Origin of the sequence: Flavobacterium ginsenosidimutans (assembly GCF_037478105.1) — a bacterium.
GTDB lineage: Bacteria > Bacteroidota > Bacteroidia > Flavobacteriales > Flavobacteriaceae > Flavobacterium > Flavobacterium ginsenosidimutans.
In genome coordinates this window covers 4,255,075-4,278,301 of the sequence record NZ_CP147988.1, presented here as the reverse complement: position 1 = coordinate 4,278,301, position 23,227 = coordinate 4,255,075, and the positions used below count along the sequence as shown (strand labels likewise).

General features: G+C 35.3%; 18 protein-coding genes and 2 pseudogenes. 13 read left to right on the top strand and 7 right to left on the bottom strand.

Going from position 1 to position 23,227, the window contains the following annotated elements; genetic code table 11:
• Window positions 1-10: 10 nt before the first annotated feature.
• The 6 genes from V6624_RS18650 to V6624_RS18625 all read right to left on the bottom strand — a co-directional run bounded on the left by V6624_RS18650 (window position 11) and on the right by V6624_RS18625 (window position 5,975).
• On the bottom strand, window positions 11-808 hold the full coding sequence (locus V6624_RS18650) for a hypothetical protein (RefSeq protein ID WP_338839735.1): 798 nt from the start codon (window positions 806-808) through the stop codon (window positions 11-13).
• Between the two features lie 150 nt (window positions 809-958).
• The gene (locus V6624_RS18645; RefSeq protein ID WP_338839734.1) at window positions 959-1,546 is read right to left on the bottom strand and encodes a hypothetical protein; all 588 of its coding nucleotides are present in this window, start codon (window positions 1,544-1,546) and stop codon (window positions 959-961) included.
• Between the two features lie 77 nt (window positions 1,547-1,623).
• Window positions 1,624-2,289, bottom strand: a complete 666-nt coding sequence (locus tag V6624_RS18640; protein WP_338839733.1) for a hypothetical protein — start codon at window positions 2,287-2,289, stop codon at window positions 1,624-1,626.
• A 151-nt stretch (window positions 2,290-2,440) separates the two neighbouring features.
• Window positions 2,441-3,316 (bottom strand): AraC family transcriptional regulator, encoded by an 876-nt coding sequence (locus V6624_RS18635; protein ID WP_338839732.1) that lies wholly within the window; start codon window positions 3,314-3,316, stop codon window positions 2,441-2,443.
• 814 nt (window positions 3,317-4,130) lie between these two features.
• Window positions 4,131-4,949, bottom strand: coding sequence for an AraC family transcriptional regulator (locus V6624_RS18630; RefSeq protein WP_338839731.1), 819 nt, complete (start codon window positions 4,947-4,949; stop codon window positions 4,131-4,133).
• A gap of 30 nt (window positions 4,950-4,979) precedes the next feature.
• Window positions 4,980-5,975, bottom strand: a complete 996-nt coding sequence (locus tag V6624_RS18625) for an SDR family NAD(P)-dependent oxidoreductase (protein WP_338839730.1) — start codon at window positions 5,973-5,975, stop codon at window positions 4,980-4,982.
• A gap of 254 nt (window positions 5,976-6,229) precedes the next feature.
• On the opposite strand from V6624_RS18625, the pseudogene V6624_RS18620 reads away from it, so the two are divergent.
• From V6624_RS18620 to V6624_RS18595, 7 genes and pseudogenes are all read left to right on the top strand, one after another.
• Window positions 6,230-6,832, top strand: a pseudogene (locus V6624_RS18620) (IS6 family transposase).
• An 86-nt stretch (window positions 6,833-6,918) separates the two neighbouring features.
• Window positions 6,919-7,359 (top strand): putative quinol monooxygenase, encoded by a 441-nt coding sequence (locus tag V6624_RS18615; RefSeq protein WP_338839729.1) that lies wholly within the window; start codon window positions 6,919-6,921, stop codon window positions 7,357-7,359.
• A 705-nt stretch (window positions 7,360-8,064) separates the two neighbouring features.
• Window positions 8,065-9,270 (top strand): WG repeat-containing protein, encoded by a 1,206-nt coding sequence (locus V6624_RS18610; protein WP_338839728.1) that lies wholly within the window; start codon window positions 8,065-8,067, stop codon window positions 9,268-9,270.
• Between the two features lie 818 nt (window positions 9,271-10,088).
• Entirely contained in the window at window positions 10,089-10,244 is a 156-nt protein-coding gene (locus V6624_RS18605; RefSeq protein WP_338839727.1) for a hypothetical protein, read from the top strand.
• Window positions 10,245-10,256: 12 nt separating this feature from the next.
• Window positions 10,257-10,460, top strand: a pseudogene (locus tag V6624_RS23745) (hypothetical protein); the annotation flags it as partial.
• Window positions 10,461-10,769: 309 nt separating this feature from the next.
• The gene (locus V6624_RS18600; protein ID WP_338839726.1) at window positions 10,770-11,279 is read left to right on the top strand and encodes a hypothetical protein; all 510 of its coding nucleotides are present in this window, start codon (window positions 10,770-10,772) and stop codon (window positions 11,277-11,279) included.
• Window positions 11,269-12,243: a WD40 repeat domain-containing protein gene (locus V6624_RS18595; RefSeq protein ID WP_338839724.1), complete on the top strand. Its 975-nt coding sequence runs from the start codon at window positions 11,269-11,271 to the stop codon at window positions 12,241-12,243. Before V6624_RS18600 ends, V6624_RS18595 begins: the two co-directional genes overlap by 11 nt.
• 57 nt (window positions 12,244-12,300) lie before the next feature.
• Here the strand turns inward: V6624_RS18595 and V6624_RS18590 are convergent, their stop codons facing one another.
• Window positions 12,301-12,519 carry a hypothetical protein gene (locus V6624_RS18590; protein ID WP_338839722.1) on the bottom strand — a complete coding sequence of 73 codons (219 nt, stop codon included), beginning with the start codon at window positions 12,517-12,519 and terminating at the stop codon, window positions 12,301-12,303.
• A 482-nt stretch (window positions 12,520-13,001) separates the two neighbouring features.
• On the opposite strand from V6624_RS18590, the gene V6624_RS18585 reads away from it, so the two are divergent.
• The 6 genes from V6624_RS18585 (at window position 13,002) to V6624_RS18560 (ending at window position 23,210) form a co-directional block, all read left to right on the top strand.
• Window positions 13,002-13,244, top strand: a complete 243-nt coding sequence (locus V6624_RS18585; protein WP_338839720.1) for a hypothetical protein — start codon at window positions 13,002-13,004, stop codon at window positions 13,242-13,244.
• 929 nt (window positions 13,245-14,173) lie between these two features.
• The gene (locus V6624_RS18580; RefSeq protein ID WP_338839719.1) at window positions 14,174-14,737 is read left to right on the top strand and encodes an RNA polymerase sigma-70 factor; all 564 of its coding nucleotides are present in this window, start codon (window positions 14,174-14,176) and stop codon (window positions 14,735-14,737) included.
• A 134-nt stretch (window positions 14,738-14,871) separates the two neighbouring features.
• Window positions 14,872-16,002: a FecR family protein gene (locus V6624_RS18575; protein ID WP_338839718.1), complete on the top strand. Its 1,131-nt coding sequence runs from the start codon at window positions 14,872-14,874 to the stop codon at window positions 16,000-16,002.
• A gap of 211 nt (window positions 16,003-16,213) precedes the next feature.
• A complete protein-coding gene (locus V6624_RS18570; protein WP_338839717.1) occupies window positions 16,214-19,729 on the top strand; it encodes a SusC/RagA family TonB-linked outer membrane protein in 3,516 nt (1,171 codons plus the stop codon).
• A gap of 11 nt (window positions 19,730-19,740) precedes the next feature.
• Window positions 19,741-21,147: a RagB/SusD family nutrient uptake outer membrane protein gene (locus V6624_RS18565; RefSeq protein WP_338839716.1), complete on the top strand. Its 1,407-nt coding sequence runs from the start codon at window positions 19,741-19,743 to the stop codon at window positions 21,145-21,147.
• Window positions 21,148-21,212: 65 nt separating this feature from the next.
• Entirely contained in the window at window positions 21,213-23,210 is a 1,998-nt protein-coding gene (locus V6624_RS18560; protein ID WP_338839715.1) for a TlpA disulfide reductase family protein, read from the top strand.
• The last annotated feature ends 17 nt before the right edge of the window (window positions 23,211-23,227 follow it).

Here is a 23,227-nt window from a genome sequence, read left to right as displayed (position 1 = left end):
TTCTGCTTTCTCAATTTCTGAATGCTGAGATTTTAAAATTAGAAACCAAGACCTTAGCGTCATTTTTATATTCCCATGGAGCGGTTATAAAGAAGTTTTTAGCTGCGCCAAGACTAAATAAAACGGTATCGGCAAGCTTTGTATTATTCAGATATACAGCCATCGTGTCTCCATCAATAGTTAAGGCAACATGCAAAGGCTGGTTAAGGTCCTGAGCAAGATCATACGTGGTATTGACAAATTTTTGTGGATTGCTGCTGCCGATATTGACCTGATTGGCGTCATAATAGTGCAGTTCTACATATGACCCCACATTACTGGTATACTCACGGTCACTATTATCTGCTGCAAAACCAAAGGACATGGGCGAAATATCGGTAATCTTATCTCCCGATGCCAGTATGTCAAATTCTACAGTAAATCGCTTTGGATACTTGAGTGCCTTTGAAAGCTTGAAGGTTGCTTTATCCTGCAAAACCATCCATTTTCCTTTCTGTCCGGCTACAATGGCCACAATCGCAGCACCGTTTGTCTTAAAACTCCCGGCGGAGGCGCCTGCTTTATATTTCGAAAAATCTTCATCAAAAATCAGCGTATCTCCTTTATGAAAATCACCAGAAGCAATGACAGTCCGTCCGGAATTTTTATGGCTTTTTGTGGACCTTTTATTATCTGTCTCTTTTTCAATTACTTGTCCAGCCTTATCCTTTGCTTTTTGAAGCAGGCCATCCAGCTGGGCGCTGGCAGAACTTCCGGTCAATAAGATAATTACAATAAGAAGTTTTATAAGCGATTTATATTTTAGCATGATTATAGGTTTGATGTTAGTAAATAAATTGTGAGGCAGAAATTATTAGTGTGACTCTAACTTAACAATCTCGCGATATTCCTTCTTCAATTCGATCCCGATATTTTAGCATTGTTTCTATGAATTATTTGACTGCACTCTATGGCACTTTTATGGATTTACCAGCTGATCATAAGGAAGATTGAATGAACCATTAGTGATTATCCTGGTTTCTCCTTGCTGGTTTTGAAGGGTTCCCGCCATTGTTCCTTTAATGCCTTCTTTGCTGATCGCTTCTATAGTTACCTTAAATGGCGAGTCATGCCAGGATGTATTATATACATTCGTTCCCTCGGAAGTCTGGATAGCATAGCGTACTATCAAGCGCTCATCTGTGGGACTAATATAATCACCGGGTTCGATATTCCCAGCGTTATACCATATTTCAAAATCAAGAGAAGGAGGCAATGGTCCATTAAAAGTATATGAAGTTTCATCAGCTCCAACTACGACATGTTCCCATATGTTATCAGTACCGCCATCGCCTTGAAATTTTGCGGAATGGTAATTTATTTCACGGCCATCAACGGTAGCCTTAAAATAATATTCAGATGTATTTCCTCCCCCTTCGTCATTGGAACAGGCAGAAAAAATCAAAGCAATCAGTGACAGCAATAGTATAGTATAAACGATTTTTAAACTTTCTCGAGCAGTTTCTGATTCCTGCAATAAAACATTGTTCATGATTGATTTTCTCATAAGTATAAGTTTATTTATAGATTAGAACACAAAATTAGCAGATGGATTTACCAAGAGATACAGGTTTAGTAATGGTTTTATTTTTTATAATTTATCTTAATGATCTTAAAGTCTCCTCCGCTGCTGTCTGCTGTAAACAGCCCTATTTTTCCAGGTGTTCGATTTTTTAGTTTTTCAACCATCAGCGAAGGGACGGTTGCATTGTTTATATATGCTTTAACAGTTGTTCTGTCAATTACTAATTTCATGATAAACCAATCATCAGGGTTTGGTGGATTGATGATTTCTTTCTCAAAAACAGCATTCCTTTCCTTTCTTAATTTTTCCCAGGTAAAATCGGGATGCGAGATGTATTGCACAGCATGAATTCTCCGAACAGAATCTTTAGCAAAAAAATTGAAAGGACGACAATAAACAGCATCATAATTAATATCATCGACACCATGAAAGGCAATCCCAATAAAACTTCGTTGAAAAACGTCTTTTCCACGCATTTCAATTTCAATTGTACCGTTTTTAAAGTCCCGAGCAGGCAGCCATATAATACCTTCCTTTTTACTTTCCAATATTTTTAGATAAGCTCCAATATCACTCGAAACGATTTTGATCTCTCTATTTACTGATTTTAGCTTTCCTTTTTTGTACAGGCTCGCGAGTTCGAGGGTTTGTTGTCGTTGGCCGAATAAAAAGCAGGGGAGTAATATCAAAGTGAAAATAGAGCTAAATTTGATTTGCTTTTTCATTGAAATGCTATTTTAATTGTCTGCTAGTTTAAGTGTCCTACTGAGAGTAGAACATATTTACTAGTGATTTCGATAAGGATGCTTGCTGTCTTTTGATAAAGATATTCTCATGTACAAATATATCATACATGTAAAATAGAATAGTTACCAGTTAGATAACAGAACTACCATTTTGATAAGCATTTCTAAATTCTTTTGGTGAGATTCCTGTTTGCGCCTTGAAGAAACGCGTTAAATGATTTGCCTGGGAGAATTTCAATAGGTATGAAATTTCATTTATATTCAGCTTCGTATAAGACAGCAGGGACTTTATTTCAAAGAGAATAAATTGATTTACCATTTCAGAAACGGTAACCCCGAACTGCTTTTTGATGCATTTGTTTAATGTTACTCTGCTGATACCTAACAGCTTCGCGTAATGGTCTATATTTCTTGTCGTGCGGACTTCATTTTGCAGAATCTCTTTAAACATAAATGCAACGCTGTTATTTTCTGTTTCTGAAGACAGAAGGTAATGCTCTGCATAGGCCCGGTTGAGTTTGATCAGTATAAAATACAGCAGTGCCCTTATAATATGTTCGCTATCTGACCTGAATGTTTTGACCTCAATAAGCAGCTCCTGAATTATATTCGTTAACTGTTTAAAGAAGTCATCGTTAACCTTTAGATAGAGCGGTTTGGTTTTGTTGTAGAAAAACTGCAGCCTGAAAGAGAAGAGTTTATCGGAGAAGAAATTAGATAGGAAGCTGTCCTGGAAAAAGAGGAAATAGCATTCGATCTTAGTCTTGTCCAAAAACCATCTTCTTTTTTGAAATGGGGAAATAAAAATGACTGTATTATCTGAAATTTCTACTCTCTGCTGGTCCAGTTCTAAACAGCCGTTTCCTTTAGAGAAAAATATAAGTTCATAAAAATCGGTATGATGAAGCTCACTTTCAAAAAAATAATAGGGGATGTCTTTATAAGTGCCAATATCAATTAGGAGCTCAACATTATATTTATTTTTTAAGAATTTAAATGTCTTCATTTTTAACGTTTTTCTCATTAGTTAGATGCGGATATTTAAATTGTAAGATTGACCATCTCATTTTGCTAACGATCATCGATACAAATCCAATGCAAGCCGGTAAAAATAGTTATTTAAACGCAAATTATGCGATAGGTTTGCATTCCAAGTTTGCACCTATCCAGGTTTTGAGAGCAACTATCCATAAATCCACGTTTTTTATCCCAGAAGCAAAACCGAGAAATTCATCGTAACTTATTTGGTGAACTTCCACCAGTCGTAATCAAAAAGGCCTTTGCTCGCTCTCTTAAAAACAAAGTATAGATCATGTATGCCTGCCTGCTTCCCGGTAAAAGTGTGCTAATAGAGTATTGAGGTAAGTGATCTGAAAAGGCATATTAATTTTTTTCAGGAGCTCTTCCCGCTATACTTTCCAATCTTTTGTGCCGAACACCTGCACAAAATGGTTTCACTGCTATCGGGGTATGGCTGCAGAGGACGCAATCTTGTCTTTGGAGAAATGTAAATTAGACCACTAAAAAAATAAATGTTTTATACTAAATAAATGGCGCTAATTGACTTGAATTGCGCCATTTGGCTGTGGTGACTCGACCGGACAAATTTCAACAAAATTTATGGAAGATTTGAAGAGATTGGCGCATTATATTTGGTTTCTGTCTTTCATTGGCTTTATAAATTTGGTTTGGATGACCCGGTGTGATTGATGAAAATTACGTAATAATTTATTTAAAGTAAATAAACTTTCATAGCTTATTATGGCAAATTTGAAGGGAAACAGCGCTCGTTTTTAGTGAGGCCACTAGCAAATAACCCTTTAAGAATTTTTATTCATTCTTTGCAATTCAGTTGGGGAGTAACCAAACTGTTTTTTGAACGCAAAGGAAAAATGCGATAAATTTTCAAAACCTGTTTCATAATAAATGTCGACAGGTTTTTTATTTTTTTCATTGAGCTGATAATGGGCTAGTTCTAATCTTTTTTTGGTTAGCCAGCGTTGCGGTGTAACGTTGAAAGCCTTATGAAAATCACGCTTAAAAGTGGTCAGACTTCGGCCTGTTAAATAGCCAAACTTTTCCAATGTCATATTAAACATAAAGTTCTTCTCCATAAAAGCAATTAAATCAATCTTGTAAGGTTCATCAAAGTTTGCCAGTATAGCGTCAATATCCGGGTCAATAGTTCTAAGTATCGAAATTGCCTCAGTAATTTTTAAGGAAGCGATATTTTCCGGGAAATTTTCCTGCATCTCAAAATACGGAATCAGCGAAGCCAAGCAGCTTTCCAATAAAGGATGTTTATGGAAACTGAAAATTTTTGGTGTCGCCGTTTTTGACTTTGCATTTTCGTGATCATAAAATTCCCGAAGTCTTTTTGCCGATAAATGCATGGCAACTGCTTTGTGCGGCAAACCATCTTTTGGAATATTAATAATGGCAGCCAATTGATTTCTGGGAATTAAAAAAGTACTGCCAGCACCAAATGCGAAAGTTTCATCTGCCTGAATAATTTTCGTTTCCCCCGAAATTAACCACACAAGCAAATGATCATTAAACGCGGCTTCCGTTTTAAACAGCTTGCCGGTATAATTAGAAAGTTTAATCTCTGGGTTTATGTAATTTACCTGATAATCCATAATTGCTTGTGTGGTATAAAGATACAAATATTAACGAAGATCGAATTTTATTCCAGTCATCTCCTCGCTTAATTTCCATAAACGTTTTGCATTTTTTTCATCTAATGAATACGATTTAATACCGCCAATAATTGCATCATTTGAACTCAATGCTGCTATATCCGTATTTTCACAGTAAACCCCGCCAATATCATTCAGCAATTTGCTTGTGGCTGCCCAAAGGGTTGTAGATGCACCTTGCGGAATTGTTTTTAATGACGCTGCAACTTCCGGAAGTATATTTCCTTCAGCATCACTGTAACCCAGTTTTTGAAACAAATCAACTGGTGCTTCTCTTGCTAATTCTGTTTCGCCAACAGCACCCGGACATAAAGAATAACTGCGGACATTATAGGCTTTTGCACGTGTATCTAATTCAACCGAAAAAAGATTAACAGCTGTTTTTGACTGTCCATATCCCTGTAAAGTTTCATACTCCCGATTGAGGAAATTAGGATCTTCAAAATCAAAATCTGAAAATTGATGTCCTCCCGAAGAAACATTAACCACCCTTGCGCCATTAGCCTTTTTTAGAGCAGGCCATAATTTTGCCGTGAGCTGAAACAGCGCCAGATAATTGGTTGCCAGCTGCGATTCATATCCTCGCTTATCCCTGCGCAGCGGCACCCACATAATTCCTGCATTGTTAATCAGTAAATGAAGCGGTTGTCCTGAAAGCAAAAACTTTTCAGCAAAAGCATCTATAGAATCGGGATTCATTAAATCCATTTTTTCTATTAATACATTGGCAATTCCTTCCAGATTTCTTTTGGCTTTTTCGACATCTCTGGCAGGTACGATCACTGTTGCGCCGGCTCTGGCAAGTGTTTTCACCGTTTCCAGACCAATACCTGTATTTCCGCCCGTAACAATGGCAATTTTTCCTCTAAGATCAATTCCTTTTATAACCTCGTTTGAGGTGGATTTGGCATCAAATCCGGAACCTGTAGCTTTCTGCAATTTTCCCTGATAATTATTCTGTTCCATTTTTTTTAATTTTAAGTTATTTAACAGGACAAAATTAGAGGATACACTAAGACATGACTTTGTTTAAACGTCTCAATATACATTGTTTAAACGTCCGAATTAAAAATGGGCGAGTCATATTAAACTCAAAATAATAATTCTAAAGTCAATCAAACCAGGGGTTTATTTCCAGTAATGTTTTAATATTACTACATTTATAGCATTACTATTCAAGCTGATTTGATTCTATATCAGTTTAATGATGTTTACAGACAATGAGAAAAGCAAAATCAACCCAAGATACAAGTGCTGGTGCAGAGACTTCTCAAAATGAGCTTTTGCATAACGAAGGATCCATCTTGTTAGAATTAGGGAAAGACATTACAAGAGTAAGAGAAAAAAAAAAAGGGAGAGTGGGGGCGAGTTGGAGATTGGATGAGACCTATATCAAAGTAAAAGGTATTTGGTGTTATTTATATCGAGCAGTAGATAAATTAGGCAATACAGCAGACTTTCTTTTGACCAGAAAAAGGCAGAGAATGAGTGCTCAGTCATTTCTAATTAAAGCAATTGGTAATAACTGCCGGCCAAGAGCAATAAACATTGATAAAAGCTGTTCTAATACTGCCGCTATCAAATTCTATAACTAGCGTTCGTGCTCTAATATTAAAATCCGACAGTGTAAATATCTCAACAATATTGTAGAGCAAGATCATCGTTTTATCAAGTGGCGCATACAAAATGGGTTAGGCTTTAAAAGTTTTGAATCGGCCAAAAGAACCTTGAGCGGAATTGAAGCTGTGCATATGCTGAGTAAGAATCAGATGGTTAGACCAGGTATAGCTATGTTTAAATCCTTCTGTAAATTGGCGGCCTAACTTTTAAATTACTAAAATTCTTATATTTGATTCTGACAGATGCGACAGAACCAAGAATTCTTAGCGTAATATTAAAATCATTATAAATGAAAAAGTTAATCAATAATCTTCAGAGCAGTTTTCCAAATAGTTTATTCTTGTATTTAATATTTGCAACAATGTTTTTAACTTTCAGCAATATCTCAGCTCAAAAAAAAGATATGATGGTTCGTCTTTCAGAAATTGAAATTTACCCGGAATATTTATCCGAATATAAAGCCATATTACAAGAGGAGTCTTCGGCTTCAGTAAACTTAGAACCTGGTGTACTGGCAATATTTCCCATGTATCAAAAAAATGATTCAACTCAAGTAAGAATATTAGAGATTTATAATGATAACAATGCTTATCAATCGCATTTAAAAACACCTCATTTTCAAAAATATAAAACAACGACAAGTAAAATGGTAAAATCATTAAAGTTGGTAGACATGAATACAATAGATCCAGAATCAATGAAAATACTGTTTAGAAAAATGATTGAATAAATAATTTATTGTATGCGATTTAAATTATAGGCTCTCCTTGATGAAGATGAGCAGATGCATTTTTCAAATTTAAAATCTAAGTTCTGATTCTTTACATTTTTTTTCAAGTTTTAAAAAAAAATTGGTTTCTGGGTTCACTCTTAACTTACTCGTAGACTTGTTTTAACTATAGTTCAAACTGTCTTTTGCCTACAACAAATAGTTTAGAAACCTCAAAATCATTTGATTTTGAGGTTTTTTGTTTATCGAGAGTTTGTAATTATTAATCAGCTGCACATTCGAACCTAAACTTGCGCAGACTTGTCGATGTTGAATTTTTAACTTACAAAATCAAATGTGCCACGATTTTGCCACAAAAATTTTGACCAAAATTATCTTTAAAAGCTGCCTTAGCTTTTTGTGGCAAGATCGGAAGCAGCTCCAAAATAAACAGTTAGAAGATTGTAATCATTTTTAGTTATTTTTGCGAAATAGTAAGCTAAATGAGGTTTCGCTGATTATCCATAAATATGGGCTGTGTTAGTACGCCTTTGGCTGTTCCTTTGTGGAAAGATCAAATAACAGACAACCATTAGAACGAAGATTTCAATATCATCTAGCTGCGCCCTGTAAAAAGATCTATCTCTAATAATATATTGAATAGCCATAGAATATGGTTTGGCGAATTAGATAAAACATTTACATTAATACAAAATTCAAAGAAGTATGCAGCAATCAAAAATCCGGTTATTATTATTACTAATTTTCATTATAGTTTGTCAGCCTGTTTTTAGTCAATATATCCCCTACTGCCAGAAAGATAAATGGGGATTTGCGAGTATCGATGGAAAAATAGTCGTAGCATGTATATATGATGCTGTGGACTTTTACTCGGATGATAATCTGGCAAAAGCAAAAAAATCAGGTAAGGTAGGGTACATTAATAAAGAAGGAGTGACAGTAATTCCATTTCAATATGACCAATGCACTCGAATTTATGAAGTTTATCATGGCGAGCATTCAGTTGGTATTAAAAACAACCCTGAGATTCTTTTAAATAAAGATTTTGATTTCCAGGATACTGCTAACAATCGGTTTATTGTCGCCAAAAATAAAAAATACGGCGTGATTCGTCTAATGGATGGAAAACCTAAGATATTGATTCCGCTGAGTTATTCCAAGATTCAATTTGATCCTTCTAATAAAACGTTTCATTGCATTTATAACGAAAGCACGGTATATTTTACTTCAAATGGAAAAAAGCTTACGGAGCAAGAAGTTAATAGCATTGAGAAAATTCAGTATTCGGGGATTGTCATGGGAGAAATGGAGAGGCCCCAACTTATAAAAAGCAAAGGCAAGATAGGGGTCATTCTAGAAAACACTTCACGCATGCAGCCTGTCTTTGATACATTAGTTCCTGCAATTTATGATGATATCATAACCGAGAAGTACGATAAAAACTATGCTCCGGGCAGAGATGTTTTTGGTGTAAAGATTGGCAGAAAATGGGGAATAGCCGGCAGTAAAAATATTATTCTTTTACCAGTTGATTTTGATGAGATCAATTTTGATTTGAGTAAAGATTCAAGGCACTGGGCAGTTTATCAGCGCATTTTTGTAGTTAAGAAAAACGATCGATGGGGAATTCTTGGAAAGAAGAATGACAGCAGTGAAGAGCTGAAGGTGCTTCTTCCCTTTGAATTCGACAAAATTAGTAAAATATATTACTCTTATCTTATGGTACAAAAGGATAATAGATTTCAGGTATTCAATATGGAGACGTATAATTTAATCAGTGATAAAAGTTATTCATCTTTGAGGCCGTATGAATATGAATCGGTGAACGATTTCCAGATCTTTGAAATCACTAATAAACTAGGGCAGACTGTATATCTTGGAAAAAATGGTGTGGAATTTTTTACAGATTGAAGATAGAGTAATTAGTTTGAGCTAAACCATTCTCTTTTTTTTACTTCACACCTTTGTACCTTCAGCTAAAGCTGGAAGCAATTATGCAAAACACAAGTGTTCATTGTGTAATATGATTTCAAAAGCAGCCTTACTAGATATTCCTGCATTAACAGCCTTGATCAATTCTGCATATAGGGGTAAAACTTCTAAAAAGTCTAGACTAAGTCTTAACGCGACTCGAACCAAATCCCTTGAAAATACAAGTATTTAAATTTTTCAAGAAATTGAAACAAAATCATCTAATAAAAAAGCCTGAGAAATCTTGATTTCTCAGGCTCTTGCTTTAAAGTTGTAGCGGGAACGCGACTCGAACCTGATAACGAAAAAAAATAACTATAATATATTCGAACCTAAATTCGGCAGGTATTGATTTTGCTGGATTTATGGTTTTCAAAAATACCTTGTGCCATGATTTTGCCACAAATCTTTAATTTCTAATTTTTATAGCAGTTTTTGATGTAGTAATGTTTCGAGCTTAGGGTTTTATTTCAAGTGATTGTTATATAGTATTTTAAATTGTGTTTTGATTCTAGGTGCATCGAATCTGCATCCATATTTATATTAATGCTATTTGAATTTTTCTAGCTATCTAAGTTTTTCTTTTATATACTCGAACTGGTTCTGTCGCATCTGTTAAATAACTATTACCTTTAAAGATTCAAAATATATGGCATGAATACCAAAGGTCATTGTTATCCTAAAGCTGTTATTCTTCAGGCGGTTTATTTCAAATTGAGATTTACATTGAGTACAGAGATGTTGAGGAAATAATGAAAATGCGTGCAATAGCAGTTGATCATGCGACCATTCAGTGCTGGATGTTTAAATTTGCGCCTTTAATTGAATCGGAAACCAAAAAGAGAAAGAATAGAGTAGGCGCCAGCTGGCGAATGGATGAAACTTATATAAAGGTAAAAGGAATCTGGTATTAATTATATCGGGCTGTTGATAAGTTGGGCAATGCGGTGGATTATCTTCTGACCAGAAGAAGGCAGAGAATTAGTTCCCAGTCCTTCCTAATTAAGGCAATAAAGAATTACAGCGGGCCAAGGATAGTAAACATAGCTAAAAGTGGCTCTAACACCATCGCAATACGAGTTTGCAACAAACGCTCATTTTCGAACATAAAGATTAGGCAATGTAAATAACTCTATAATATTGTGGAACCACATCGGTTTATAAAATGGAGAATACAAAACGGTTTGGGTTTTAAAAGTTTTGAGTCTGCCAGAAGAACCTTGGCAGGAATTGAAGTTGTAAATATGTTGAGAAAGAATCAGATGCTGAAGCCAGTAACAGGTATGTTCAAATCATTTTGTAAATTGGCTGCGTAATTTTTGGAGTAACTGATTTATCTTGAATTTATATGGCAAATGAGACAGAACCTAATCCAGAAGTATTGAATTGACTTTTTTTTTTACATAAACCGACAGACTAAAAATTTAAATATAAACCAAATGAAATCAAAATTTTTTTACGCACTAAGTATTTGTAATCTGGCAGCCTTTAGCTTCTATCTGTTTTCTTTTTCGACTAAGGAAAATAGTAAGGCTGTTGATTTTCAGGATAAAATAATAAAAGTCAGAGGTATTGTTGTTGTTGACTCACTGGGAGTTGAGCGGATTATTATAGGTTCGCATCTGCCTGAACCTAATTTGAGCAGTTATGGCAGCAGATTAAATTCCAGAGGTAAGGTTGGCGTTTCAGGTGTCATGCTTTATGATGCAGAAGGGCAGGAAAGAGGAGGATATGTTACAGATGACAATTTAGGAAATGCTTTTCTGTCTTTAGACTCGAAAACCAATATGCAATTGCTATTACTATCAGAGCCACAAGGTGCTGCAGCAATAATGTTAAATAGCCATGATAGAAAAAACACGATAATACTATCTACCAGTGATGAAAATGCAGATGTAAAATTGAAGCAGAATGATAAAAATGTAAAATTATATGAAAATGGAAAATAATAAAATTCTATATACGTACATTTTACTTTTTGCGATACTGGGTTGTAAGGGGCAAAATATTTTCATCCCTAAACTCACAAATATAAACCCGGTATCTTATACAGATGTAGTTTATGCCGGTGTTAAAGACACAGTTCTTGTTTCTACTTTCAGCGGGCGGATTTCAAAAAGAATAAATGGCAGCCCAAAAGAAATTGTAATTGCAAGAATTGCTGATGAAATTTATTCTCTGGCCTATAATCCCCAGCGAAAAGAAATTGCAGCCGCCACTTTAGAAAACAGCATCCTCTTGATCAATGAGAAAAATGGAAAAATTATAAAAAAACTGCCTTTAAAAACTACTTGGTCTATTAGCGTTTTCTATTCAGATAATTTGAATTATCTGATCACTCAGGACCAGAAAAAAAATCAATATGTCTGGGATGTTACCAAAAATTATCAGGAATTGATATTGCCATCTGATTTTCCAAAAGGAACTATTGTAGAAATTGACAAACAAAACATAGCAGTAATTGTTGCTCCAAGTAAAGTTACCTATTGGGATATGAATAACAATACGGTGCAAAAAGAGATGTTGGTTGACCTAAAGAAATTTGCGGACATTGATAATCAAGGAAATTTCCTTTCTTTAAATTATAATGAATGTACCAAATACAACAGCAATACGCATCAATCGGAATTTAAAGTAAAACATCCCAATTGGATTACGCATGATATCGAAGATGAAACTAAAGTTTACCAGGACGATTACAGCATGAATCTTACCACGGCAAAATTTGCTAAAAATAAAATTTATACGGCCAGTATTGACCGTTCTATAAGAGTTTGGGATAAAAAAACCGGTGAGCTTTTAAAATCACTTACAGACCATAAGGGAACCGTAAATAAATTAAAAGTTTCAAAAGACGAAAGCCAGCTCGTATCAATTGACCTGAAAGGCGGAATCCAGTTTTGGAATCTATAAGTTATCCTGAAAAGACTGGCTGATTGCTATTATAAAAGTACTTAAATCGGAACAGAATTAGTTTTGTCCCGATTTTTTTGCCTTTTTTAGACATGTGTATACTTTGTATTTGGATATCTCCTGCATGCTCAGATCATCTTGGTAATCGGGTTGGGCATTGTCTGTAAACAGGTGGGCTGCAGGGGAGGCGGTTTTCTGCTGTCCCTGCTTGCCTGAGTCTGTATTTTGGAAATTTTCGTCATCCTGACGGTCATTTTCCTTTGTATCTGTTTTCATCACATTCATATTTTTAAAATAATTTTTTGCTATTGTCTGCCGCTAAGGGATTGCCCTGCAGAGGGTATCGCAGCGACTGCCTGTCTCTGTAATTCTTTCGTAGCAAAATTATAGCGGACAGGTACAATTTTCTTTACAGAATAATGAATTCCAGTTATAAAATAGCTATAAGACAAGCAGGCAGGCAGATCCAATATGCTGCTGGAAGATGTTTCAAATACTGCTATTTAGCTGCTGCTGGATTAAGCTGCTAGGCAGCAAAAGGCATATCATTCTCGAAAAGGACCTTTGTCACAGGGAAATCTCTTTATTTTTATTCCACGCTTTTGAGTTCTTTCCAGATTAACGGCAGCACCCTGAATCCAGAGACAATGGTTAAATAGAATAGTTGTCCCGGCATTATTGTGATTATGCCGCATTTTAAAAAAAATTGCAGTAAATTTGATACAGCGTCAAATTGAAAAATAGACAAATCTTTCACAATGGAAAAATCGATACAGCTTAAGGTGAGAAAAGATTTGGATGCCAAAATGCAGCATAACATTCTTAAAATCAAAGGAAGCCTGATTGCAAAAGGTTACACTGAAATTATACATATTCTGGACCAGGACGAGGACTTCCATATCAATACCTTTGAAGCGGAATTGGAGAAACACACTGAAGTGCGGCAGTACATTGCCTCTTTTATAGAACAGGAAAACTTAGCGGCAGTAAAGAAACTGTGAAGAAAGAATTATTGTCGTTCCTTAAGGAAACTAAAGTAAGTGAAGTCATAAGTGTTTCAACTCTTTTTAATTTTGAAGACAGAATTTGGTCTGCACAACTTTTTGCTGAAGTAATGAAGGAAATTAACGAAAGCTATTTGTAATTAAGGTAAAAGAATCAGATACGCCAGCACAGCTTTAAAAACGATGCTCATATTACCGGCACAATAAAGACAATAAAAAATAATTCCGTTAGTGTGCACCTTCTACCCGAGAGTTTATGGTTCAAAGAAATGCAGTAAAGCCATTGGATTCCAATGGCTTTAATTTTTTGTGTAATACAGTTTCGAACCTATACTTTTTAGGGTGCTATTTTGCGAGGTTTCTATTTTTCAAAAACACCATTTGCCACGGTTCTGCCACAAAATTTAGACAGGTAAAATATTTTTAAAAAGCGCCTTATCTTTTTGTGGCAGAAATAGTATCAATTCCAAATGCCATGTGCCATGATTCTGCCATAAAACTCAAAACGATAAAATGTAAAAAACTAATTTATTTAAAATGGATGCTATGATTCATATTTTAAAAATGTAAAGTGAAGTAAAAAAAAATCTATGAAATTCAATAGACAAGGATGCAATTAAGCATTCAGCTCAATAAATAATATTTAATAAAACGAAAACAGCAAAAAATCCGTATATATAAGAAAGATGTTAATAATCTAGGATAAATAGTACTAAAGAAAGATATATGCTAGATTTTACCAAGTAGGAGAAGTACTAATATTGTTTTTTTATTACAATTGGAATATTGTTTTTTTATGATATTCTCATTATTGATTAAATATTGGCGTGTTTTTTAGCTTTATTCAGAGAAATCTATTTGATATTTGCTGATAGCTTAAATTTATATAGATTTGTTTTTTATAATATTGGCCTTTAGATATTGCTTTGGAAATAAATATTGTCTTAAAAGAACTTCAAAACCAAAATAAGTCCGTTTATAAAAATGTATTCAATCATTTTTATAAAGGGCTGGTTCTATATGCCAATAATTTTCTATTTGATCAGCAGGCAAGTGAAGATGCTGTTCAGGAAGTATTTATCTCTTTATGGGAAAATGCAAAAAATATCGAAATAAAAACATCTTTGAAAGCATATTTGTATGCCATGGTGCGCAACAGATGTTTGAATTATTTGAAATCAGTTAAAGTTACCGATGATTTAAATGTCATCGATTTAAACTCGATGCTCATATTGGATGAAGATTTGGATTTAATCTCAGACCAAGAAAAAACAATTCTCTACAATCATATTTTAAAAATTATTGAAACTTTTCCAGAAAGCATGCAGCAGGTCTTTAAACTTAAATTCATAGAAAATTATAAGTATGAAGAAATTGCAGAGCAAATGGGCATTTCTGTAAATACGGTAAAAACACAGCTAAAAAGGGCCAAAGTAAAAATCAGTGAATCGCTGGTTTTTGTTTTAGCGTTATTATCCATTCATTCGTAGGAAAATTATTTTGTTTTGTATATAATTTAATTTTTTCTTCATTTTTTCTTAAACTTTTGTCACCCATTATTTAGTTTCAGTTGTCTTGGTTATAAATTACATCATGTAATTGTTAATTTAAAGAGATTCTGAAAATGGAATTTAAACTGATCATAAAGAAAATAAACGATACTCTTACCCCAGAAGAAGAATCAATTTTTGCTGCATGGTACAAGGAGTCTGACTCGAACAGGGAGTATTTTAAAAGAGTGCAAAATAGGTATCAAATCGATATTGAGGAAATCGACCTTGAGAATGCCTGGGAAATTATTGGCCAAAAAATTACTCCAAAAAGAAGCAATAGAATATACTACAAATATGCAATTGCCGCATCTGCAGCTTTGTTAATAGGAATTGCTTATTTTGCCAAAACCAATACATCAATCAATAATTCAGTTGTTAAAACTGAAAATGCCTCAGCTTCAGAAAAAAAATCTAATGATATTGTACTAACCCTTTCTGACGGTTCAAAGGTGGTTTTGAATGAAGAGAAAAACGGTGTAGTGGCAAATCAGAAGGATGTTGTCATTACAAAAGACAATGAAGGGCAGATTCGTTATGGCCAAAATAATGGCGCACATACCGGAAAACCAACCTATAATACTCTAGCTACACCTAATGGAAAGACCTTTCAAATTGCATTGCCAGACGGAACTAATGTTTGGATGAATGCCGGATCTTCACTAAAATATCCAACTTATTTCAGCGGAAGCGAAAGAGCTGTAGTTTTAACGGGAGAAGCTTATTTTGAAGTAGCCCATAACGAGAAAATGCCTTTTAAAGTTTTCTCTAACGGCCAGCAGGTTGAAGTTTTGGGAACTCATTTCAATATTAGAGCCTACGAAAACGAACCAGTCTTAAAAACTACTCTACTGGAAGGAAAAATTAAAATTACAGAAGGCGGCAATTCTGCTTTAGTAAAACCAGGGCAGCAGATCGTTGTTTCGCTGGATAAACATTTGATGAAAACAAAAGAGGTAAATGCCGAACTCGCAATTGCCTGGAAAAACAGATTGTTTTATTTTGAAAATGCCAAGTATGACGAAATTATGCGCGAAATCGAAAGATGGTATGATGTAGATGTTATCTATAAAGGGAAAATTCCAGATGAGCGTTTTGAAGGCGCAATTCAAAAAGATTTAAAATTAAATCAGATTCTTAAAATGCTGGAGAGCAGCGATGTCCACTTTAAAGTTTCAGGAAAGGAGGTGATTGTGACACAGTAAAATTGTGAAGCAAGAACTGCCGCAAAAAAAATACCCAAAGCGTTCCCGCGCCTTGGGTATGTACAGCCTAGTTCTTAAATAAGAAAAATAACCGATCCTATTTATTAAACTAACCGATTCAAATGTAATGAATTTTTTAACTAATCAAAAATTAAGCAGGGACCAGAATTCCTATCAAAGAGATGCATTCAGGCCAAATGCAAAATGTAATTTGAAAAAATTATATTTTATATTATTTATGTTTTTTGCGTATGCAGCTGTTGCGCAGACCAATAAAACCGTAACGATAAAGGGAACAGATCTTACCTTCCAGAAAGCATTTGCTGCTATTACAAAGCAGACAGGCTATGTTTTCTTTTATAATGTTAAGATTTTAGACAAAGCAAAACCGGTAAGCCTAAATATTCAAAAGAAAAGCATTTCAGAAGCCTTGGGAATTATATTCGAAGGGCAGCAGTTTGCTTTTACCATTCAGGATAAAACTATTGTAGTTACCTCTACAAGTCCGCAAAGCCTTTCGACGGGTTCAATAGAGGTAAAGGGACGTGTGCTTAATTCCAGCGGAGAGCCTTATCCGGGTGTAAATATTTGGGTTACAGGCACCAAAAATGGTGCAACTACAGATTTTGACGGAAGTTTTGCTCTTTACGGCGTACCAACAAATGCCATAATCGAAGCTTCGGGATTAACCATTGAAACTGTGAGAGTAAACCTTGATGGCCGGTCCAATATAACAATAACAGCCAAAGAAAAAGTTTCGCTAATGAACGAGATTGTGGTAAACAACGGTTACCAGAAAATTTCTAAAACTCGTGCGACAGGTTCTGTATCTACGATTACCGCAAAAGATTTGGAGAAAATTCCAGTTTCGAATGTAATGCATCAGTTAGAAGGACAGGTTGCAGGTTTGGCAATCGATGTGATGGAGTCTGATAATTCATTTGTTTACGGAAATTTATTTGGTGCAGGTGCAGCAAAAACGAGTTACAACTTCAGAATTAGAGGACAATCCACTTATGATACAAGCGGTGCCAGCAGCTTGCCTTTAATCATCTTGGATGGTACGCCAACAGAATTGGATATCAGAACCCTGAATCCAAAAGATATTGAGAAAATAACCTTCTTAAAAGATGCTGCGGCCGCTTCTATTTACGGTGCAAGATCTGCCAATGGAGTTATGGTAATCGAAACCAAAAAAGGCAAAAGAGGGAAAACAAGATTCAGCGCTTCTCAAAATTATGCCATTGCCAATAAAGCCTCCTTATCCCGCCTGCCTTTGATGAATTCTTCTCAGGTATTGAATTTAGAGCAAGAATTAGTAGACAAAGGCATTATTACAGATCCAGCGGCAGCAACTAGCTTATATTATTCAACTCCAATTAGCCAAGGTGTGGAATATATGTTTCAGGAAAAAAGAGGAACTATAACAACAGCTGAAAAAAATGCACAGTTAGATATTTTAAGACCAAGAAATAACTACGATCAGATTACGAAGTATTTAATGCGTCCTTCTGAGTCAAATAATTTTGATTTTTCTTTTAGCGGAGGCCAAAACGATTACACCTATTTTACATCGGCTTCATTTTCTAATGAAAAGACTCAGGCTGTTGGCACTGGAGGCAAACGTATGACTTTTACTGTAAACCAGGATTTTAAGCTGCTTAACTACTTCAAGGTAAGCACGAGTTTAAAAGGGTCTATTTTTAATTACGAGCAAAACGGCTTAGGACTAAGTCCGCTTCAGGCATCTTTAACCTCATTTCTGCCATATAATGAAATAGTTGATGCTAACGGAAATTCAGTTTCATACGATCGACGTTTTTACAGTGCAGATACCCAAAGGCTTCAAAATCAAGGATATTTGCCATGGACTTACAATTATATGGACGAATTGGATAATAGCAGCAGAGGCATTAAAGAACAAAACTATTCTGCAAATATTTCTGTCACAGCACCTTTATTCAAAGGCTTGGATGCTGTTGGAACTTATTATATCGAAACTTCAAATCTGGACAATAAAAATCTATACAATCCAGATACGTATTTTGCCAGAGATCTTGTAAACCAGTATACAACTGTTAATACAGCCACAAATGAGCTGATTTATGGAGTTCCGTTAGGAGGAATCAGCCAAAATTCAAGATTTGGCAAAGACAGCTATACAGCAAGAGGCCAGCTGGTTTACAATACTACTTTAGCGCAAAGGCATGCTATTGATGCTCTTGGCGGCATTGAGTTTAGAGAAACCGTAGAATCAAATCAGGCAGGAACTTTGTTTGGCTATAATGAAACATCACAGACTTCTATAGATCTTCCTTCAAATACCCCTAATACAATTTATGGATATCCTCAGGGAATCAGCTACAACAATACATTAAAAAGCCAGACACGACGCTTTCTGTCTTATTATGGAAATGCTTCTTATACGTACGATAACAGATATACTGTTTCTGGAAGTGCGCGTTTGGATGATTATAACAATTTTGGCGTAGATAAAAGCTATAGAAGGACGCCTTTATGGTCTACAGGTTTCAAATGGAATATCAGCAGAGAAAATTTTATGAAAAATGTAACTTTCTTTGATAATTTGAGCTTTAGAGCAAGTTACGGATATAACGGAAATATTAGTTTAGATACATTCCCATTTACGAATATTTCTTTGGCGGATGTTGATAGATTTTCACAGCAGCCATTTGCTTTTATAACTGAAGCCGCAAATCCTGCGCTGCGCTGGGAAAAAACCGGAATTATGAATTTTGGTCTTGATTTCAGCATTCTTAATTATCGCTTAAACGGAACAATCGAGTACTACAGAAAAAATAGCAAAGATTTAATTACGGAATTCGATGTGTCGCCATTTTATGGAATTCCAAACAATATGCTGACTAGAAATGCATCAACCTTAGAAGGGCATGGAATTGATTTGAATTTAAACGGATCAATTGTTAAGAGCACAGATTTTAGTTTTGATTTAAGTTTAGTTACATCTTACAACACCAACGAAGTTACCGATTCGAGATTTACAAATTTTGCCAATATCTTAAACGGCTCGGGAAGCACACCGCCACTTGCGGGATATGGAACAAACAGTGTTTTTGCTTTTCGGAATGCAGGATTAAATAATGCGGGATCAGTGCAGGTTTATGATAAAGACGGAAATATTGTGCAGTCAAATGTCATGCTGACGGATATTGAAGACATGAAATATATGGGGACCAGCACACCTAAATATTATGGAAGCTTAAGTGCCAATTTAAGCTATAAAAAACTTTCGCTTTATCTCTTGGCTACCTACAAATTGAATTATGTACTGTTTAAACCATCTTTTGACCAGTATGTAGACAGATACGGAAGTTTCAAAGGATATGATTTAAATTCAGACATCGACTTAAGATGGAGAAATCCAGGTGACGAAGCTATAACAAACGTTCCGGGTGTAAGAGGAATGACAGGCTACAGTTATTCACGCTACCGATTGAGTGACGACAAAGTAATTGATGGAGACCATGTTCGCTTCAAAGAAGTTTCGATGAAATATGATCTGTCAAATCTTTTTGAAAATACATTTATAGACAGTGCTTCTTTAACTTGTTCTGCAAGAAACATTGGAATTATCTGGAGAAAAAATAATGACAATATCGATCCTGATTTTTTACCGGTTACCGGTACAGGCATGAAACTGCCTCCAACGGCAATGTATTCAATGGGATTCAATTTTAATTTTTAATAGCTGCAGCGATGAAAAAGTATTTAATATATATAGCCATTTTATCAGCACTTTTAACAAGTTGCGATAACTACGTAGATATACAGACAGAAGGGAAGCTAATCCCGAAAGAAACCATAAACTATAGATATCTGCTGCAAGGTGCAAGCACCTTTAACAGCACTTACAATTTAGTGGATGTAGCCTCAGATGATATTGTAATGCGTGATGACCATGCGAATTACTTTAATCGGTATTTTTCGGGTTCTGCTTATTACAAGCCTTATTTAGAAACATATAAATGGGCAGATCAAATCATTCCTGTGGGAGAAAGAGACAGCGATATGAATTCTTTATATGCGTCATTGTATACCTGCAACGTAATTATAAATGAGGTAATGACCAGCACAAATGGCACAGATGCAGAACGTTTGGCTATAAAGGGAGAAGCGCAAGTACATAGAGCATTTATCTTTTTAACTTTAGTTAATGTATTTGGAAAAGCGTATGACCCTGCAACTGCTTCTACAGATTTAGGAATACCGCTTTTAACTGTACCCACTGTAACAGAAAATATTACAAGAGCATCTGTAAAAGAAGTCTACGATCAGATTGTAAAAGATTTGACAGAAGCTATTGCATCGGGATTAAAACCGGTAAATAGATCCAGAAGCATATGGTTTCCATCAAAAGCATCTGCGTACGGATTATTGGCAAGAACAAATCTGTATATGGGAAATTATGCAGAAGCCCTGCAGAATGCAGAATCGGCTTTAGCATTGCAAAATACTTTGTTGAATTTAGAAGACTACCAAAATGCTGGAGATTACGGATGGCCGAGAACCTTTGATGATCCGGAAAACATGCTGGCAAAAGAATCAATGGCTTATATGTATTCGCCAACTCTCTTATCTCTAAGCGATGAGCTATTAGATTCATTTGATACTAAAGATCTTAGATATCAGCTCTACACAAGATCTATTAATGCAATGACTTACGGAAGCCTCACACAGGGAAGAGCCTATTGTAAAGAACTTTTATCTGGAGATGGCCGCAACGCCGGGCCAACTGTTCCTGAAATGTATGTGATCAAAGCCGAATGCGAAGCAAGAGCAGGAAATGCAGCAACAGCAATGGCAACTATTAATACATTAAGAAAGAAACGTTTTAAAGCGGCAGAATATACAGATTTAACTGCCGCTGATGCTAACGACGCCCTTGTAAAAGTTTTGGCCGAGCGCCGAAAAGAATTAATGGGAAGAGCAGGTTTTAGATGGGCGGATCTGAAACGCTTAAATAAAGATCCCCGTTTTGCTAAGACCATTACGCATAAATACCTAACAGAAACTTTTACCATTGAACCGGACGGAAACCGTTATCAGTTTCCTTTTGCGGCAATCTACTTTGATTACGCTCCGGATCTGCAGCAAAACAATTAAAAAGAATTGATTCAAAAAAATATGGCACGTTCAGTTTCGCTTGAACGTGCTTAAACAAAAAGAAAATGAAAATATTAAAACTATTAACGCTTTTTATAGCTGCAAATGCAGCTATATATGCGCAGGATCAGCCCAAAAGATTTGAAATTTCGCCAGAACAGCCAAATCCAGGAGAAGAAATCACGATTACCTATGATGCATCGGCAACTGTTTTGAAAAATGCAAAACAGGTTTCAGCAAGATTATATGCCTATGATAATTTTAGATGGTTAATTAAGGATATTAATCTTAAAGCAGCTTCAGATAAAAAATGGCAGACGAAAGTAAAGCTTTCGGATCATGCCTCATTGATAACTTGTATTTTTACTTCAGACACCCTGATCGATAAAGGGGGAGATGCTACCTACAGCTGGATGCTGCCAAAATCTCCGGGCGCTTATATTGGCTGGGGAATGCTGCGTAACAAAGTTTTTGAAAATGATGTTCCAAATATCGTAGATGAATCAGCTTTTAAAAATGATTCTGTAGCCGTAATGTGGGTAAACTATGAATTGCAATACCATCCGGAGAGCCGCAAGAAAATATTTTATAATGCATTAAAAGTCGCTCAAATTGTGAGAGGCGGCGATTTCTCTCCTCGCATAAAAAAAGAAGTCCGTTTTGCACTGACAGATGAGTTAGATAATCAGGACCAGTATAATGTAACCAGAACAATCGGTTTATTAGAACCGGCCGCCAATAAGGTTTTTATTGATTCAGTGCAGCAGGCATTGCTCAAAAAGTATCCAAAAGGTGTTTTAGCGCGTGATATCGAAATTAAGAAAATCTTTATGGAATCAGATTTTGACAAAAAGGTAAAGCAGTATGCTGAATTTGAAAAAAACTTTCCGGCGGAGAAATTCTCAGATATCACTACAGAAACGGAAAATCTTTTCAGCGATAAATTATTTAAAGCAATTGCTTACAGTTATATCGTAAAAAACAAAGATTACAATTTCGCTTTAAGCAGCGTTAAAAAAGCATCATTCAATATTCTATTGGATTACAGCTGGCACTTGGTTTCAATTCCCTTTAACAGACACGAAGACGGAATCGAGAAAACAGATTTGGAAACACTAAAAAAATACGCCGATATCTTCATTCCTGAAATGGAAAGCAGAGAAGCATTTGTGCCTAAAGAATATGCTCAAAAATTATCTCCTAAAGAATGGCAGGCAAAGACGATAGATTATGCGGCAAGAGAATATTTTACCTATGCAAAACTTCAGGAAATCTTTAAAAACTATGATCTAGAAAGAAGATATCTGGATAAAATTAAGCCATTTTACGGTTACAAAGATGCTAGCTACAACGAGGTGTATGCCAGAATGCTGCTTAGAGAAGGAAAAATGCTTGATGCCAAAGAATTATTGGCAATAAGCATTAGAGAAAATAAAGCGACTCCAGAAATGCTGGCTTCATTAAAAACAATTTATTTAAAGGAAGGCGGTGCCGCGGCAGGTTTTGAAGCATATGTAAATTCATTTAAATCAGACATCAATATTCAGGAACACAAAACCAGACTGATTGCAGAACTGATCAATATGCCAATAGAAGGTTTTGATTTAGAAAGCAGCAGAGGCGGTAATGTGAAGCTAGCCGATCAGAAAGGAAAAATCGTGGTGCTTGATTTTTGGGCAATGTGGTGCGGACCATGCAAAAATGCAATGCCGGGAATGCAGATGGCAGTGGAGAAATACAGACAAGATCCTAATGTAAAATTTTATTTTGTAGATACGCAAGAATACATTAAAGACTTTAAAGCGCAGACACAGGCATTTATTAAAGAAAAAGGATTTGACTTTACGATTTTGTACGATGGAAAAAATCCAAAAACTGGAAAGTTTGATCAAGCATATGAGAAATATTCTAAAGCATTTCAATTTTCTGGAATTCCAGAAAAAATGATTATAGATCAAAACGGAAAATTAAGATGGAAATCAAATGGATATTTTGGAAGCCCAACTGAATTGGCCGACGAAATTTCGATCATTATTGAATATTTGAAAGCTGAGAAAAAATAATTTAGTTAAAGGTTAAA

Coding starts and splice junctions, on each gene's coding strand:
- V6624_RS18600 (WP_338839726.1), top strand. CDS start 10,770: ATGAAATCAAAATTTTTTTACGCACTAAGTATTTGTAATCTGGCAGCC.
- V6624_RS18650 (WP_338839735.1), bottom strand. CDS start 808: ATGCTAAAATATAAATCGCTTATAAAACTTCTTATTGTAATTATCTTA.
- V6624_RS18565 (WP_338839716.1), top strand. CDS start 19,741: ATGAAAAAGTATTTAATATATATAGCCATTTTATCAGCACTTTTAACA.
- V6624_RS18635 (WP_338839732.1), bottom strand. CDS start 3,316: ATGAAGACATTTAAATTCTTAAAAAATAAATATAATGTTGAGCTCCTA.
- V6624_RS18575 (WP_338839718.1), top strand. CDS start 14,872: ATGGAATTTAAACTGATCATAAAGAAAATAAACGATACTCTTACCCCA.
- V6624_RS18645 (WP_338839734.1), bottom strand. CDS start 1,546: ATGAGAAAATCAATCATGAACAATGTTTTATTGCAGGAATCAGAAACT.
- V6624_RS18610 (WP_338839728.1), top strand. CDS start 8,065: ATGCAGCAATCAAAAATCCGGTTATTATTATTACTAATTTTCATTATA.
- V6624_RS18640 (WP_338839733.1), bottom strand. CDS start 2,289: ATGAAAAAGCAAATCAAATTTAGCTCTATTTTCACTTTGATATTACTC.
- V6624_RS18595 (WP_338839724.1), top strand. CDS start 11,269: ATGGAAAATAATAAAATTCTATATACGTACATTTTACTTTTTGCGATA.
- V6624_RS18630 (WP_338839731.1), bottom strand. CDS start 4,949: ATGGATTATCAGGTAAATTACATAAACCCAGAGATTAAACTTTCTAAT.
- V6624_RS18590 (WP_338839722.1), bottom strand. CDS start 12,519: ATGAAAACAGATACAAAGGAAAATGACCGTCAGGATGACGAAAATTTC.
- V6624_RS18585 (WP_338839720.1), top strand. CDS start 13,002: ATGGAAAAATCGATACAGCTTAAGGTGAGAAAAGATTTGGATGCCAAA.
- V6624_RS18615 (WP_338839729.1), top strand. CDS start 6,919: ATGAAAAAGTTAATCAATAATCTTCAGAGCAGTTTTCCAAATAGTTTA.
- V6624_RS18560 (WP_338839715.1), top strand. CDS start 21,213: ATGAAAATATTAAAACTATTAACGCTTTTTATAGCTGCAAATGCAGCT.
- V6624_RS18625 (WP_338839730.1), bottom strand. CDS start 5,975: ATGGAACAGAATAATTATCAGGGAAAATTGCAGAAAGCTACAGGTTCC.
- V6624_RS18605 (WP_338839727.1), top strand. CDS start 10,089: ATGCGTGCAATAGCAGTTGATCATGCGACCATTCAGTGCTGGATGTTT.